This window comes from uncultured Nonlabens sp. (assembly GCF_947495285.1).
GTDB lineage: Bacteria > Bacteroidota > Bacteroidia > Flavobacteriales > Flavobacteriaceae > Nonlabens.
Genome location: NZ_CANLXZ010000009.1, coordinates 52,934 through 69,694 on the forward strand (window position 1 = coordinate 52,934; position 16,761 = coordinate 69,694).

Here is a 16,761-nt window from a genome sequence, read left to right on the forward strand (position 1 = left end):
TAAGAGATGTTTTTCCCATCTCAATAATATATAAATTCCTACCTGAATAGGAATAACGCCTATGAAAATAATCGTACCTATGGCAGGTCGTGGCTCACGACTCAGACCACATTCACTTACTGTTCCTAAACCATTAATCCCTATAGCAAACCAGCCTATTGTACATAGACTAGTTAAGGATATAGCACGCATACTTTCAGAGCCAGTAGAAGAGATCGCTTTTATTCTGGGTGATCCGGCTTTCTTTGGAGAAGAAGTGGTAAAAAGTTTAGAAAAACTTGCTGAAGGTCTAGGTGCCAAAGCTAGTATTTACCGTCAGTTAGAACCTCTAGGGACTGGTCACGCTATTATGTGTGCAGAGCCTTCTCTTTCTGGTCCAGCAGTAGTTGCTTATGCAGACACGTTAATAAGAGCAAGTTTTGAACTGGATCCTATAGCAGACGCTGTTATATGGACTAAGCAAGTAGACCGTCCAGAAGCTTATGGTGTTGTGAAATTAAACGACCAACAAGAAATCGTAGAGCTAGTAGAAAAGCCAGAACAATTTGTAAGCGACCAGGCAGTTATAGGTATCTATTACTTTAAAGAAATAGAGAAACTCAAAAAAGAACTGCAATTTGTGATCGATAACGAGATCATTAACGGTGGCGAGTACCAGATTAACGACGGTATAAAAAGAATGATGGCTGCTGGAAATGTTTTTAAAACAGGTACAGTAGATGAGTGGATGGACTGCGGTAACAAGAATGTTGCCATAGAGACTAACCAGCGCATCATGACCTTTATGGAAAAAGATGGAAGTGAAGAAATCAACTCGCAACCTACTCTAGAAAACTCAACTATTATACAACCGTGTGTTATCGATAGCAGTGTCGTTCTTAAAAACAGTACCGTAGGACCGCACGTTTCTATAGGTGCAGGTACAGTCATAGATAACAGTACCATTACTAACTCATTGATACAAAAAAACACTAGTATTAAAAATGCTACATTAGACGAGGCTATGATAGGCAGTCACGTAACATACGATGCTAATTTTACTAAAATAAGTATCGGTGATTATTCTACCATGGAATAACTAGTATTGAAAACAATAACTTATGATCAAGTCACTCCACATTCTCTCCTTTATTACACTATCTTTTTTGTGTAATAACCATATTATAGCTCAAGAAGAAGTATCCTCAGACGAGGTTAATGTGGATGATCTAGGTGACGTCTCTGACGACTTTAAGGATAATTTTTTCAATGCACTATCTGCAAAGGCTATCGGTAATCACGATAAGGCTATTTTATTTCTAGAGACCTGTGAAAAAATACAACCTGATACTGGAGTCATCCAGTTTGAAATGGGAAAGAATTATTTGATGAGTAACGCTTTCGCGAAAGCGGAACAGAAAATAACTCGTGCCATTGAACTATCTGGAGAATCAGAATGGTTATTAGAAACTTTATATGACGTTTATAACAAACAAAAGGAATATGAAAAATCGTTAACCGTTCTTGAGAAACTGGCAAGAATTAATGAAAACTATGAAGAGTTGCTGCCGTTTCAATACTTGAGAGTAAATAAAAATGAAGAAGCGCTTGCGATCATAGAAAAGCTAGATAAACGTCTAGGTGAGGATGACCGTCGCATACTGGTTAAAAGACAGGTGCAAGCAAGACTAGGAGCAAATGAGGCTAGAGATGGCAATATTGAAGATCTAGAGGCTGCTATCGCGGCAAATCCTAAAGATGAAAAATCTTATATCAACCTCATTTATCTTTACAGTAAAAAGAATAACACAGATAAGGTTCAGGAAATAGCAGAAGAGTTAGATAAAAACTTGCCCAAAAGTGATAAAGCGCAACTCGCTCTTTATAAAATCTATCTAGAAGCAGGTAAAACACACAAGGGAATCAGGAGCATGCAAAAGGTTTTTGAATCTACACAGTTCGATACAGAGACTAAGATTAATGTGCTTAACGATTTTATACAATCTGATGCCACAGACATAGAAGATAATGATATTGATAATGCGATAAATGATTTTGCAGACCAGGTGGAAGATGTAAAAGCATTTAATGCGCTCGGTGATTATTATCTTAAAAGAAAGGACGTAGGTAACTCTATAGCTTTTTATCAAAAAGGACTGGATATTGATAATAAGAATTACGACCTTATTAAAAAGGTGGCGCTCTTAAGTATCGATATAAAAGATTATGATAAAACAGTAGAGATAACTGAGGAGGCGCTGAACGTTTTTCCTGCACAGGCATTGCTCTATTTGTTAAATGGCGTAGCACATAATAAGTTAGGTGAACCAGATAAGGCCATAGATCAACTAGAATCTGGATTAAGTTTTTTACTCGATGAGCCTAAGCTAGAAAGTGACATATATCAACAACTAGCGATAAGTTACGATCAAAAAGGTGACACAACTAAAGCTGCAAAAATGCGTTCTAAAGTAAAAACGCTGTCTAAAAATAAATAATGAAATACTTAAAATACGTTTCTATAATCTTTTTCATACTGCTAGCCGGTTGTGGTGGTACGCAACGTGCTGCAAATCGCGCCACGGCAGCTGCAAAAAGATCTAAAGTGGTTAATTCTCATAACGCGGCTAGTATCGATTTTAAAACCATGAAAGCTAGACTTTCTATGAGTTATGATAACTCAAACACCACGAGATCCTTCACCGTTAACCTGCGTATGGAAAAAGGTAAGAAAATATGGATGAGTTTAAGTGTACTGGGCTTTACAGGAGCAAAGGTTTACATAACGCCAGACCGTGTACAGTTTTATGAAAAACTCAATAGAAGGTCGTTTGATGGCGATTTCAGCTTAATAAGTGAATTTTTAGGAGAAGAAATCTCCTTTAAGCAATTAGAAGATTTGTTACTAGGTCAGGCAGTAGAGCCTCTGGATAATAAAGATTTTAAAATTGTAGATAACGAGTATCAGTTTAAGCAAGAAGGTATCGTGACTAAGCTTTTCAGCCTTCGTCCGTCAGACTTTAAGGTTTCTGAGCAATCTATTGCTAAACCGTCAGAAAATAGCTTCTTAAAGGTTAATTACACCGAGTATCAAGTGGTAGATGGAAGAATAATCCCAACTGAAGTTAAGATAGATGCTAACCAGCGCTACCGAGTTTCTAAGGTAGAAATGGAGTTTAAAAATGTAGAATTTAATCAATCGATGACGTTTCCTTTCAGCATGCCATCTGGTTACAGTGAGTTTAAATTGTAGATGAAAAAGTGCTTTTACTTATCGATATTGTTTTTGTTGTGTTTCGCTTTCGCGAAAGCGCAATCAGAAAAAGCAGCTCTAGAAAAACGTAAAGCATTGATTCAAAAAGAGATAAATCAATTTGATAGGTTGCTCAAAAACGTGCGTAAAGAAGAAAAAACAATGGTGCTACTCGTAGAGACCATTGATAAAAAGATATTGCGTACACAAGAGATTATTAATATTACTAATAGGCAAGCTAATAACCTCACTAGAAATATAAAAGCAAATGCTGCCGAGATTAAAAAATTAAATACAGAGGTAAAAGCGCTAAAAGCAGAGTATGCTCAGATGATCGTAAAGTCATATAAATCTCAAAATGATCAAAGCAGACTTATGTTTTTACTGAGTTCTGAAGATTTTTTACAGGCTTATAAGAGAGTGCAATATTTAAAATCATATGCAGACTACCGTAAAAAACAAGCAGAAGAAATAACGATAAAATCGGAAGCTATAGCAGCAAAAAATGTAGCGCTAGAAATAGAGAAAAAAGAAAAGAAACAAGTTCTAGCACTTAATAAAAAACAAAGAGCAGCACTTAAAATTGATAAAGTAGAACAAGAGAACCTGCTCGCTGTGGTTAAAGAAAACGAGAAAAAATATGTCGCTGACATAAGAATAAAGGCAAATGAGCGTAATAAAATAGACCGAAAACTTAAAGCTCTTATCGCAGCTGATATTAAAGCGTCTAATAAAGGAAAAACAGGCGCAGTTGCAAATAAATTCTTCTTAACACCAGAAGCAAAAATTCTGGCTGATAATTTTAAAAGTAACAAAGGTAAATTACCATGGCCGGTGGAAGAAGGTTTTGTTTCTAGACGCTATGGTACGCAGCCGCACCCAGTGGTAAGATCGCTTACTATTGATTCAAATGGTCTCAGATTACAAAGTCCTGGAGGTGCAAAAGTGCGTGCTATTTTTGAAGGTGAAGTGATACGTATCACAAAAAGTAAGTATGGTATACTCGCGGTACACATAAGACATGGTAACTACACTTCTATATATGATAATCTCAAGTCTGTAAGTGTAGAAAAAGGAAGTAAGGTAAATACAAAAGACGTCATAGGTGAGATTTTTACCTCTAACTCTGGAGAAACAGAGCTTAAATTTGTCCTCATGCAGGATAATGATACCGTAGATCCTGCAAAATGGATTTCTAGTAAGTAGTTTGAAAATATTGTACTCGGATCTCAAATTTTAGATATGAGACGCTCAGTAGAGAGGCAATCAGATTTTTTCTAAGTTGTCAAATATTATTAAGCAATGAATTTTTTTGATTAACTATGGGGAATCAATTATATCAGATTTTTCATTTATAACTTTTGTAAAAATTACAAAAGTTAAAGTTATAAAGCGATAGGGATTCTAGCAGATTGCGCGTCATGTGCGTAATGGCAAGTGATCATCGTGTTTTTTAACAACCCACCATGAGTGTAAAACCCCTCTCTTAGAAAGAGATTCAGTATTTAAGATTAACGAGGTTGACTTTATAACTTTCACTCTTTTTTTGTAACGGGCAAGTTCTAGTTAAACACAAAAAACCACTATTTACCTTATAATTAGGTGTATAGCGGTTTTTTAATGCTAGTAGTTTGTATACTTTATTCAGCAAATAGTGCTTTTAATTCTGTAGCATCTGTTGCCTTCATTTTTCCTGCAAGAACAAGACTTAATTGTTTACGTCTTAAAGCCGCATCATAACGTTCTTTTTCAAGTTCGCTTTCTGGGTTTATAGGAGCAACTGCGATAGGTTGTCCAGTATCATCTACTGCAACAAAAGAGTAAATAGCTTCATTTGCTTTAGTACGCTCACCGCTTTCACGATCTTCTACCCATACGTCCATATAAACCTCCATAGAGGTCTTAAAAGCTCTTGTTACTTGTGCTTCTATGGTTACAACACTTCCTAGCGGTACCATTCTATTAAAAGCTACGTGATTTACAGAAGCTGTAACGACTATGCGTCTAGAATGACGTCTGGCAGCAATACTCGCCGCGCGATCCATACGAGCTAGTAACTCACCACCGAATAAGTTATTCAGCGGATTTGTCTCACTAGGCAAGACCATATCGGTTACGGTAGTAAATGATTGTGAAGGTGTTTTAGGCTGCATGCTGCTTAAATTTTTTTCAAAGGTACTAGGTAATTAATGTGGTAAGGAATAATTTTAGAAAATATTGAGAAATTGTAGTTGATTCCTAAAAGATTTAAAAGCAGTATTTAGTAGAGTTAAGTAGTGTTATTAAATCATTAAATGAAATTCTTTTCAAGTATTTAGTATCTGTTAGTCAGGAACTTATCTATAACTCTATAAGCGCTATTGTTTTTTTTTAGTAAATATTTAACATTTTATTCTTTAGATCATGATAAATTAGAAATGTCGATACAGCAAGATTTTTTCCCTCCTGATGAGCTGTTAGACTTCATGTTTTTTAAAAGAATATGTAAATCTTGTAATCATTTATTGATCAATTTTACGCAAACATAATAATATTATTATATCTATTTTATAGATAACTTTAATCTTTATACCATGAAAACTATTTATATTCTACTCGTAGCATTACTAATAACTACTTGCGACAGTGACGACGCTCCATCTCAAGAAAGTTTATTACCACCCATTACCATGACAGGAGAAAACACCTTTGGTTGTTTGATTGATGGTAAGTTCTTTAAACCTAGAGATGGTAGGATTACTGTTAATAGTGATAATAAAGGTCTTAGAATAATCACAACAGAATCAACTAATGTCGAGTATAAGATTGATGATTTCAAGAGCAATAAAACTTCTAGCTTACTTATTCATATTGAAAATTTCCGATATAATTCATCTAAAATTTATCTAATGCAAGACTCTAATGGATTGAGCAGTTTAGATGGTTTAAACAATACATATGCTCATTGTAGAATATGGAAGAATGATCAATTAGGATATCAAAGATATATTACTTTTCCAAATTCTGGACAAATCGAAATATCGAATCAAATTAATACGGGAGTTACAAATTTTCATAATGCAACATTTGATATGAAATTAATAAACACTCAAAATGTTAATGATACAATTAATATCGTACTTGGAAGATTTGACCTAGAAGCTTTTACCTTACAAAACACCTCTTTTAATTAGTTAAATAGACTGCCGCGCCAACGGCAGTCTATAAATGCTTAACAGCAACACTCTAATTTATTAACTATTAAACATTCAAATTTATGAAAAGAATTATTCTTAGCATAGGGATAGCACTATCCTTATGTAACGCCACTGCACAAAATCAAGAGAAAACTCTTGACGATGCTCTGGTCAATGTCAACCAAACCGGAGTAACTAGTGGTATTATTTATGAACGTACTCTACAACTGGCCAATCTTTACAATTTTAATAGAGAAGAAGGTTTTGATACCGCAAACTATGATTATTTTAAACAGGCACTGTTAGAAATGCATCGTGCCAGTAACGATAACTTGTTTGTCTCTTCCAGTGTGCTTAAAGATCAAATAAAAGTAGAGTCAGATAATATAGTACCTCTTGGAATCCTAAATACTGACTTTCAATTACTCAACCATCATGTAGATGATGAGCAAAATGGAGGTTTGCTCTATAATGAAGACACCCAAGAATTCAGTCAAATTAACGGACAGCCACCATTTTATACCCTACATACTACGGTTATTGCACCACTAGATAAAGCAGCAGTAGGAACAGGCATTACCTATAAAATAGATTCTGCCTATTTCTTTCAAAACCAGCAACAGCGAATTAAGACCTTAACCGCAGATTTTGGTGATGGCACTAGTAGGAGTTTAATCTCTAATTTTAATCTAACAGCACAACAAATAACTGTTAATTACAGTACTGATGGAGAGAAAATAGCGGTTTATAATATTGTTTATGAAGATAATACGACCATCACCACTAAATCTAAAATCTATTTTAAATATGAGCCTACTGTAGTACCTAAAACTTTGTCTCCAGTTTGTGCTGGTGCTACATTTAAAGAAAATGGAAGGATAGTTGCCGACATTCCATTTCAGGGCTATAATATCAACGATCCTAATATTTTTGCAGAGATCGATTACCGTATTTTTTATTCAGAGAATGATGGTGGTAATAATCAACTGGACAACCCTATAATTATACTAGACGGTTTTGATCCAGGCGATAAGCGTAAAATAGAAGATTGTGATTGCGGTCAGGATGAAGATTGTGCTAGTGATAATGCAGAAAATGGACAATTCAATCCTGCACTACATGATAGTATGTTTGATTTTCAATTTTATGAAAGTGAAAATGGTCAAGATAAAAATGCATTGACGACTTTGAGAGAAGAAGGTTATGATGTTATCATGGTCAATCATCCTACCTATCCCACTACTGATCAAAATACAGGTCAGGAAGTAGAAATAGATGGTGGTGCTTATTATATTGAGAGCAACGCTATGGCATTGATTAAATTGATCCAGCAAACTAGAGATATCGCAAAAGGTTTTAACCCCAATGCTACTTTAAAATTAGTAGGTCCTAGTATGGGTGGGCAAATATCTCGTTACGCCCTTGCTTATATGGAGCAAAAAGAAGAAGAAACAGGAGATGACATATGGGATCATAATGTATCACATTGGGTTAGTATAGACAGTCCACATTTAGGAGCAAACATTCCTTTGGGAGATCAGGCATTGATTTACTTGTTGCGTGACTTTTCTCCAGAAGCTGCAGACTTCTATGACCTCCAATTAGGTAGTCCTGCCGCCCAACAGCAACTTATTGAATCGCATAGTCAGGCTCCAGGACTGTCTCATCATCATGTAGATCAAACTAGATTAGACGGACATACTGTTTTACAAGGTTTTTCACAAGATAGAGGTAGTAATTTCTTTCAGACACATTATAATAATCAATCGATTAATGGTGTTGCTAACTCTCAAGGTTTCCCTATAAAGTCTAAAAATCTATCTATTATAAACGGCTCATTGAGTGGTAGTAAAATGACAGATTTACAGACTCAAACTGGAAATTTAGATTTTGCTGATGATGGTGAAAGAGTTTTAAATATAAAAACCTTTGCTCGAGTTAAGATTAATTTACCTATAGGTAATATTGTTTTTAGGACGCATGTTGCAACTTTAGATTCTCATTTTATGCCTACATATACTGAGTCTAGGTTAGCTAAATTTTATAAACTGCCGGAAAACAAAACGATTAAATCTCCTAATTTAAATGATCGTGGTGTTATGGATAATGTTCCAGGTGGATACTTTGGTGCGCAAGATGATATTGCAGTAGCCGTAAATGAAGGAGAGCCTCCTGTAGATATAAGACATATTCCATTAGGATACACTGCTCTTCATTTTGCACTAGCACAATTTCATATTTTTGGAGCAGATGTTAGTACGGATACTCAGGTGAGAAAGTTAAACCCTATTCATTCCTTTATTCCTTCGTTCTCAGCTATTGCACATTTAGAACCAGATCAAAATTGGAACAATCCTTTGGATTACAATTTAGCTTGTGAGTCTAATAAACTTACTCCATTTGACACATATTTTGGTCAAGAATTGAATACCAGACATACAAGTTTTAGTCAAGAAAGTATCGACTGGTTATTAGGTAATCTAGCTTTGAATGATGGCAGTGTTTTAGATCCTGTTTATCCTATTACAAGTCCGTCATTTTTTACCTCAAACTCTATATGTGTTGATGAGGTAATTAGAATAGGTTTTGAGAATGAGTGCAAGCTTGTGACTGACCCAACATTTATAACAAGTTCAAATATTAGAGTTGTTTCTAGTAATGGTCATTCTGCAGAAATTAAAGGTTTACAAGATGGTTGGGGTCACATTCAAGTTAATGTAGGGAATGGTCAATCGTTCTATAGAGAAATATATGTAGGAGTACCAATAATGGGAGATAATGTACGAATTTTAAATTATGATATTCCCGCTTTATCAATTCAACCATCTAGTTTTGAATATTGTGAGCAGGTTTCTATTCAATTTGATATTGATGCACCAAGTTTTATAGAATATGCTGAAGTAGAAATGAGAAAATCACCTCAATCTCAAGCTTACTGGGATGGAGATTATAGAAGTGGTAAAGATCGTAGAGTAGCTATTTTTCCACAATGTGATGAGTTGTTTGTTTTTGAAGCAAGGGCTCGTAATGCTTGTGGCTGGTCAGACTGGAAAGAATATAGTGTTGATTTAAATGTATGTGATGGAGACTGTACAACAACAGCAAACCCTCCTGGTAATGATATGAGTGATAATTTTATCATATCACCAGTACCAGCAGATACAGATATTACTATTTCTTTTAATGTAAATCCTACTTGGACTTTTACACCAACAAACTGTTACGATTATCTTACTACTGTAGAAGGAGATCCTATTTGTGATTATTATGTAGTTATAGAAATGTTTGATCTTACAGATTTACGTCAGATTTTTATAAAAGGTCATAAAATAGGGACTTCATTTGATGTTTCTGGATTAATACCAGGGACTTATGTTCTTAAAATAACTCATCAAGGCCAGATAGAGTCTCATCATATAATTGTTCATTAATGGTTTAAATATATAATCTTTGAGAGAGGTTATTGTTTGCACGTTTTCGCAGTAGTGAAACTCTTAAAAACAGATATAAAAAAACGCCTATAGATCAATGTCTATAGGCGTTTATAATTATTTAAGTTCTTTACCGTCCTTATCTTTGAATTTATATTCTAGATAAGTATAGGCATCTCTAGGTACTACCTTGACCCATTTTTTATGGTTCATAAACCATTTAGATCGTATAGAAGGATATCCTTTTGTTATAAAAGCAGCGATAAAAGGATGCGCATTGAGCGTTATCTTTTTCACTCCAGCTTTAAGGTGTCGTTCTAATGTTTCGGTAATTTCCTGTATGACTAGAATAGGAGCTTGTATTTCCTTTCCATTTCCATCAGGGTTCTCCTCACGAGTTTTGATATTTACTTCTTGCCTTACACGCTGTCTAGTAATCTGGATAAGACCAAATTTACTAGGTGGAAGGATCTTGTGTTTTGCACGGTCTTCAGACATTTCATCTCTCATGTGTTCATAGAGTTTCTTGCGATTCTCTGCTTTACGCATGTCTATAAAATCTACTACTATAATACCACCCATGTCTCTAAGCCTTAACTGGCGCGCAATCTCAGTTGCAGATATCATGTTGGTTTCTAGTGCAGTGTCTTCCTGACTGTCTGCTTTATTAGATCTATTCCCAGAGTTTACATCTATAACATGCATGGCCTCAGTGTGTTCTATGACAAGGTATGCACCTTTACTCATAGATACTGTACGGCCAAATGATGTTTTGATCTGACGTTCTATACCAAATTTCTCAAAAACAGATGTTCTCGGATTGTGATATTTTACGATAGACTCTTTATGTGGGGCAATAGTTTTTAAGTAATCTTTAATTTCATCACATACTTCTTGGTCGTCCACGACTATGGAAGTATAGGTGTCATTAAAGACATCTCTCATAAGGGAATTGGTTCGACTTACTTCAGTCATAACCTTAGTAGGGAATTGTGCCTTGTGTATTTTGCTACACATGGTCTCCCATTTTACTACAAGATTTTGTAAATCTTGGTCCAGCTCTGCTACGAGTTTACCCTTTGCGACTGTACGTACTATAACGCCGAATCCTTGAGGCTTAATACTTTTTACAAGTCTTTTTAAACGGCTTTTTTCTTCTTTATCCTCTATCTTTTGAGATATAGAGATGCGATCAGAAAAAGGTACAAGAACAACATATCTACCTGGCAAAGAAAGCTCTGCACTTAGGCGAGGTCCTTTGGTAGAAATAGGTTCTTTAACTACTTGAACAAGAATAGGTTGTGTCGGTGTGATCGCGTTTTCAATTGCACCGTTTTTTTCTAAATCTTTTTCAAATTTAATGTCCTTAAGCGTAAAGTTTTTACGTCTACCACTTAAAACTTGTTTGGTAAATTTAAGTTGGGTAAGGTATTTAACACCTAGGTCGTGATAGTGTAAAAAACCATCTTTTTCATAGCCTACGTCTACAAATGTAGCGTTGAGCCCAGAAAGTACCTTACGTGATTTTGCAATGAATATATCACTTACCGCAAACTTATTTTCTTCTTCATCTTTGTGTAATTCGACTAGTCTTCCATTTTTAGTAAGAGCATAATCGATTTTTGTAGCACTGGAACGGATAATAATTTCTTTATCCATAATTCCTGTAATGTTTATAACCTTACATGTACTAACGATTAGTATCAAGTAAAGTATGTTTATATGTTTTCAATACAAGTCTGTTACTACTTGTATAATCAACGAGTTGTCAGTTGCAACCCTATTTCAAAGAACTCTTAAAAATAAAAAAAAAGTAGTCTAAGACTACTTTTTCTTCTTGTGACGATTAGCACGTCTGCGTTTTTTACGTTTGTGCGTTGCTACCTTATGTCTCTTTCTTTTTTTACCGCTTGGCATATCTTTTATTTTTTTACTTAACTTTTACGTTTGATTTTACTCCGTCTACAAAAACTTTAGCTGGTTTAAAAGCAGGTATATTGTGAGCAGGAATTTTAATTGTTGTGTTCTTAGAAATGTTACGTCCAGTTTTTTCTGCTCTAGTTTTTACAATAAAGCTACCAAAACCACGTAAATATACGTTCTCTCCAGTTTCAAGAGAATCCTTCACCTCATTCATGAAAGACTCAACAGTTGCCTGTACATCAGTCTTCTCCATTCCCAGTTTGTCTGAAATCTTAGATACGATATCTGCTTTAGTCATTTTTAAATTTTAATTTAATTAGGGTTTATTAAACAGGGCGCAAATATACCCTAAAAAAGTAAATATGAAATCTCTAATCAATTAAAATTTAAGAAGATATATATTGCAGCCTGCAATTTAATGCTTTTTATGGACTTTTCTAGACAACTTATTGATTGGTATGCAGTTAACAAAAGAGAGCTGCCGTGGCGAGATACTCAAAACCCATATTTTATATGGCTTAGTGAAGTTATATTGCAGCAAACTCGCGTTAAACAAGGGTTACCTTACTATAAAAACTTTGTTAAAAAATACCCTACAGTTCAAGAACTTGCTGCCGCACCCCAGGATGATGTACTTAAATTATGGCAAGGTTTGGGCTATTATTCTCGTGCTAGAAATTTACAAGCTGCCGCCGTGCAAATAGTCGATAATGATCTTAAATTTCCTGATACCTATAAAGAACTGCTTACTTTAAAAGGAGTAGGTGATTATACCGCGTCTGCGATTGCTAGTTTTGCCTTTAATGAAGCGGTTGCTGTCGTGGACGGTAATGTGTATCGTGTGCTATCACGTATATATGGTATTGCAACACCTATTAATGCGCCTGCTGGTGTTAAAGAATTCAAGAAATTAGCAAGCAATTTGCTTAACAAGAAAGATCCTGCTACGCATAACCAGGCGATAATGGAAATGGGCGCGATACAGTGCGTGCCTAAAAACCCTAATTGTTACACATGTCCTTTTCAATCGCATTGTATTGCTTTTAAAAAGGATAAAATTGAATATTTACCAGTAAAGATCAAGAAGACTAAGGTTAAGAACCTTTTCCATCACTACATAGTACTACAGACACCATCTAGAAAACTGCTATTCAACCAGCGAGATAACAGTAGTATTTGGGCTGGGTTATTTGAGTTTCCTTATATAGAAGCTGGTGGTGCACTGTTGCCTGCTGAGATTACAGGACATGGTATATTTAAAAATATTGTTGGTGGGTCTCGCTTTCGCGAAAGCGTATACAATCAAGAACCTATTATTCATAAACTGTCTCATAGAAAAATACATGCCTATTTCTGGATTGTGGAAGTAGAAGATGAGATAGATGGTGCTATTACTATTAAAGAGGCTCAAGAAAGACCAGTACATGTATTGATGGAACGTTTTATGAGAGATTTTTGGCAGTTGAAATAGAACAATTTTGTAATTTACATGGCCTAACCATCTAGCGACGTGGGCGTTTTTCCATATCTTTGACATCTTTTTAAACAACCATACAAGACAATATATTTATAAATTCAATACAGACTAATTATGGCAGGTACAGTAAATAAAGTGATACTTATAGGTCACACGGGAGACGAAGTGAAGATGAAGTACTTTGAAGGTGGAAATTGCATAGGTAGATTCCCGCTGGCGACAAATGAAGAATATGTTAACCGCAGTACTGGTGAGCGTGTTTCAAATACAGAATGGCACAATTGTGTAGTACGTAACAAAGCTGCCGAAGTATGTGAGAAATACCTAAAAAAAGGGGATAAGGTATATGTAGAAGGGCGCATTAAAAACCGTCAGTGGACTGCAGAAGATGGACAGCAACGCTACACAACCGAAATTCAAGTGCAAGAATTTACTTTCTTAACACCTAAAAATGAAGCCGCTGCACCTAGTAGGCCAGAACAAAGCGCTCCTGCACGTACTCAAACACAGCAGCAACCTCGGGCTGCAGCCCCACAACAGCCGCAATCACCATCTAGCAATACTTACAGCCAGCCTGTAGCTAGTGACAGCAGTGCTAGCGACGATGATGATTTACCATTTTAATTTAAAAGAATTAATTCATACTAATTGGATCCTGACGCAGCGCTTTTACTTAATATTTCATTGATTTCCAGTGGATATCAATTTATATATCTTGCCGTTTTTATACTTTTATTAATAGGTAGTGCACTTATAAGTGGTGCCGAGGTTGCTTTTTTTACTCTATCCAGCACAGAGTTAGATGATGAAAATGAAGATTTCTCTAGACGTAGTGTTGTAAAAAAATTACTGGATAGACCTAAGAAGTTACTAGCTACTATATTGATAGCTAATAATGCGATCAATATAACATCTGTATTAATATTCGGCATTCTTAGTGAATTGTGGTTTGCAAATATTGAACCTATTGCTGTAGATGTTGGGTTTCAATTTGATCTAGACATTAGGTTTGTTCTTGAGGTTGTTGTTATTACTTTTTTGATATTACTATTCGGCGAGATTTTTCCTAAAGTATACGCAAATCGCAATCCTAAAGGTTTTGCCAGTTTTATGGCGATACCGCTTAATATTCTGGATAAAATATTCAGTTTTATCAGTTTACCTATGCGATATGTGACCTTGTTGATACAGGACCGTCTAGGTAGTAAAAAATCTAATATTACTATATCTCAATTATCTCAGGCTCTAGAATTGACGGATGAGAATGACACAACAGACGAAGAACAGCAGCTGTTGCAGGGTATTGTAAGTTTCGGTAATACGCATACTAAAAATGTGATGCGCAATCGTACTGATGTATTTGCTCTGGATGACACGTTATTATTTAAGGATATCATACCGCAAGTAATTGAACATGGATATTCACGTATACCGTGTTATAAAGAAAGTATAGACCATATTACTGGTGTTCTTTATGTAAAAGATTTATTACCTTATATAGACCGTAAGAATTTTGAATGGACTAAACTTCTTAGAGAGGTTTATTTTGTACCAGAAAACAAAAAGCTAGATGACCTTTTACAAGAGTTTCAAGAGAAGAAAAAACACATAGCTATCGTAGTAGATGAATATGGTGGTACTAGCGGTTTAATTTCTCTAGAAGATATTATAGAAGAGATAGTAGGGGACATCAGTGACGAGTTTGATGAGGAAGATCTGGTCTATTCAAAGCTAGATGATAAGAATTATGTTTTTGAAGGAAAAACGCAATTAAAAGATTTTTATAGAGTTTTAGATCTAGAAGAAGAAGAGGTTGAACTATTTGATAATAATAAAGGTGAGTCAGAGACCCTAGCTGGTTTTATATTAGAACAAACAGGTCACTTTCCTAGAAAATTAGATAAAATAACTTTTTATAACATCACCTTTTTAATAGAGGTAATGGATAATAAACGCATTAAACAAATTAAATGTACGCTAGCTTAAGAATACTACTTGTATTAACTCTTATTATCACAGTCTCTAGCTGTAACGATAGAGAGGTGTTACCTAAACCTAGCGGCCAGCTCGCACTAGAATTTCCTAAAGGCGACTACGTACAGTCTAACAATCTGGACTGTCCGTTTTCTTTCAAGGTAAATGAATATGCTAGAATACTGGTTAAAACTGATTGTTCTATGAAAATAGAATACCCTGTCATGGATGCTACAGTTTACTTAAACTACAGACCGGTAAAAGATAATTTAAGAAAACTTCTCATCGACGGTCAGAAACTGTCCTATGACCATAATCAAAAAGCAGATATAATAGCTGATTACCCATTTGTAAATAAAATGAATTCTGCCTATGGTATGATGTATGAAATAGAGGGAAATGCGGCTTCTAATGCGCAATTTTATGTCACTGACAGTACAAAACACTTTCTTACAGCGTCCTTATATTTCTATACACAGCCTAATTATGACTCTATTTTACCAGCGGTAGATTATGTGAAAAGAGACATGGTAAAAATGATGGAAACTTTAACGTGGAAAGAATAAAAGAAGTACACAACACTTTTGTAATTATTTTGCACTTCTAGTAGTTATAAATTTCATCTTTACACTTTTAATTTCTATGGATAATTCTAAGCTCAAATACGTATATCTAATTATCTTAAGCTTAATTTGGGGATCTTCTTTTATCTTAATTAAAAAGGCTCTCGGTGAAAATAATGGAGAGTTAGTGTTACAACCGCTGCAACTAGGTGCAGTACGTACGATGATTTCCGGAGTTATACTTGCTGGAATAGGATGGAAATCTTTTACGGCAACTAAAAGAAAGCACTGGCCATGGCTAGCAGTTTCTGGTTTACTAGGTACATTTTTTCCAGCTTTCTTATTTGCTTATGCTCAAACAGAAATAGACAGTGCGATAAGTGCCATTCTCAATTCTACAGTTCCATTAATAACCTTAATAATAGGAGCTATAATTTTTGGAATTTCATTTTCAAAAAAGCAACTTTTAGGTGTTGTTATCGGTCTAGCCGGTGCTGTAGGATTAGTTCTTGCAGGTATGGATAGTCATCCAGATCAAAATTATTTATTTGTAGGTCTCGTTATAATTGCTTGTACCTGTTATGCAGTTAACGTGAATATTATTAAAAAACATCTTCAAAATATTAAGCCGCTCGCTATTGCTACTGGTAATTTTATATTCATAGCTCCACTCGCTACCTTAGTATTTTTCAGTGCAGACGGTCCTTCCCTGGACTATTCTAGTCCTCTGGTACAACGTAGTTTAATGTATATGATAATCTTATCGGTTTTAGGAACCGTTGTAGCAAAAATTATGTTCAACAAACTCGTCCAGATTACCTCGCCAGTTTTTGCTAGTTCTGTTACTTATTTAATGCCGGTGATAGGTCTCACATGGGGAATTATGGATGGAGAACAATTCCACTTGTGGCAAGGAGTCTCGACAGGTGTTATTATTCTAGCCGTAGTTTTAGTTACTAGAGAGAGAAAAAGTAGTGATAAATAA

The 16,761-nt window shown here is 35.1% G+C and carries 14 protein-coding genes; 11 read left to right on the plus strand and 3 right to left on the minus strand.

Annotated features, from left to right (window positions below):
- The first annotated feature begins 61 nt into the window (after nt 1-61).
- Genes Q0838_RS05300 through Q0838_RS05315 form a run of 4 tightly spaced genes read left to right on the plus strand, consistent with a single transcriptional unit; the run spans nt 62 to nt 4,438 of the window.
- The gene (locus Q0838_RS05300; protein ID WP_298952125.1) at nt 62-1,078 is read left to right on the plus strand and encodes a sugar phosphate nucleotidyltransferase; all 1,017 of its coding nucleotides are present in this window, start codon (nt 62-64) and stop codon (nt 1,076-1,078) included.
- A 22-nt stretch (nt 1,079-1,100) separates the two neighbouring features.
- Nucleotides 1,101-2,477 (plus strand): hypothetical protein, encoded by a 1,377-nt coding sequence (locus Q0838_RS05305; RefSeq protein ID WP_298952127.1) that lies wholly within the window; start codon nt 1,101-1,103, stop codon nt 2,475-2,477.
- Complete coding sequence (locus Q0838_RS05310) at nt 2,477-3,232, plus strand: DUF4292 domain-containing protein (RefSeq protein WP_298952129.1); 756 nt, start codon at nt 2,477-2,479, stop codon at nt 3,230-3,232. The genes Q0838_RS05305 and Q0838_RS05310 overlap by 1 nt, the downstream gene beginning before the upstream one ends.
- The gene (locus tag Q0838_RS05315; RefSeq protein ID WP_298952130.1) at nt 3,233-4,438 is read left to right on the plus strand and encodes a peptidoglycan DD-metalloendopeptidase family protein; all 1,206 of its coding nucleotides are present in this window, start codon (nt 3,233-3,235) and stop codon (nt 4,436-4,438) included.
- A gap of 434 nt (nt 4,439-4,872) precedes the next feature.
- On the opposite strand, the gene Q0838_RS05320 is transcribed toward Q0838_RS05315, so the two are convergent.
- Nucleotides 4,873-5,385: an acyl-CoA thioesterase gene (locus Q0838_RS05320; RefSeq protein ID WP_298952131.1), complete on the minus strand. Its 513-nt coding sequence runs from the start codon at nt 5,383-5,385 to the stop codon at nt 4,873-4,875.
- A gap of 420 nt (nt 5,386-5,805) precedes the next feature.
- On the opposite strand from Q0838_RS05320, the gene Q0838_RS05325 reads away from it, so the two are divergent.
- Both Q0838_RS05325 and Q0838_RS05330 read left to right on the plus strand, forming a co-directional pair.
- Nucleotides 5,806-6,405, plus strand: coding sequence for a hypothetical protein (locus tag Q0838_RS05325; RefSeq protein ID WP_298952132.1), 600 nt, complete (start codon nt 5,806-5,808; stop codon nt 6,403-6,405).
- Nucleotides 6,406-6,488: 83 nt separating this feature from the next.
- A complete protein-coding gene (locus Q0838_RS05330) occupies nt 6,489-9,839 on the plus strand; it encodes a hypothetical protein (protein WP_298952133.1) in 3,351 nt (1,116 codons plus the stop codon).
- A gap of 117 nt (nt 9,840-9,956) precedes the next feature.
- On the opposite strand, the gene Q0838_RS05335 is transcribed toward Q0838_RS05330, so the two are convergent.
- Nucleotides 9,957-11,498 (minus strand): ribonuclease E/G, encoded by a 1,542-nt coding sequence (locus Q0838_RS05335; RefSeq protein ID WP_298952134.1) that lies wholly within the window; start codon nt 11,496-11,498, stop codon nt 9,957-9,959.
- A gap of 271 nt (nt 11,499-11,769) precedes the next feature.
- Nucleotides 11,770-12,060 carry an HU family DNA-binding protein gene (locus tag Q0838_RS05340; RefSeq protein WP_104514313.1) on the minus strand — a complete coding sequence of 97 codons (291 nt, stop codon included), beginning with the start codon at nt 12,058-12,060 and terminating at the stop codon, nt 11,770-11,772.
- Nucleotides 12,061-12,189: 129 nt separating this feature from the next.
- Here Q0838_RS05340 and mutY point away from each other — a divergent pair, with 129 nt between their 5' ends.
- The 5 genes from mutY (at nt 12,190) to Q0838_RS05365 (ending at nt 16,761) form a co-directional block, all read left to right on the plus strand.
- Nucleotides 12,190-13,233, plus strand: coding sequence for an A/G-specific adenine glycosylase (gene mutY / locus Q0838_RS05345; protein WP_298952137.1), 1,044 nt, complete (start codon nt 12,190-12,192; stop codon nt 13,231-13,233).
- 120 nt (nt 13,234-13,353) lie between these two features.
- Complete coding sequence (gene ssb, locus Q0838_RS05350; RefSeq protein WP_298952139.1) at nt 13,354-13,863, plus strand: single-stranded DNA-binding protein; 510 nt, start codon at nt 13,354-13,356, stop codon at nt 13,861-13,863.
- Nucleotides 13,864-13,887: 24 nt separating this feature from the next.
- Nucleotides 13,888-15,225, plus strand: a complete 1,338-nt coding sequence (locus Q0838_RS05355) for a gliding motility-associated protein GldE (protein WP_298952141.1) — start codon at nt 13,888-13,890, stop codon at nt 15,223-15,225.
- Nucleotides 15,210-15,779 (plus strand): gliding motility lipoprotein GldD, encoded by a 570-nt coding sequence (gldD, locus tag Q0838_RS05360; protein WP_298952143.1) that lies wholly within the window; start codon nt 15,210-15,212, stop codon nt 15,777-15,779. The genes Q0838_RS05355 and gldD overlap by 16 nt, the downstream gene beginning before the upstream one ends.
- A gap of 76 nt (nt 15,780-15,855) precedes the next feature.
- Complete coding sequence (locus Q0838_RS05365) at nt 15,856-16,761, plus strand: EamA family transporter (protein ID WP_298952144.1); 906 nt, start codon at nt 15,856-15,858, stop codon at nt 16,759-16,761.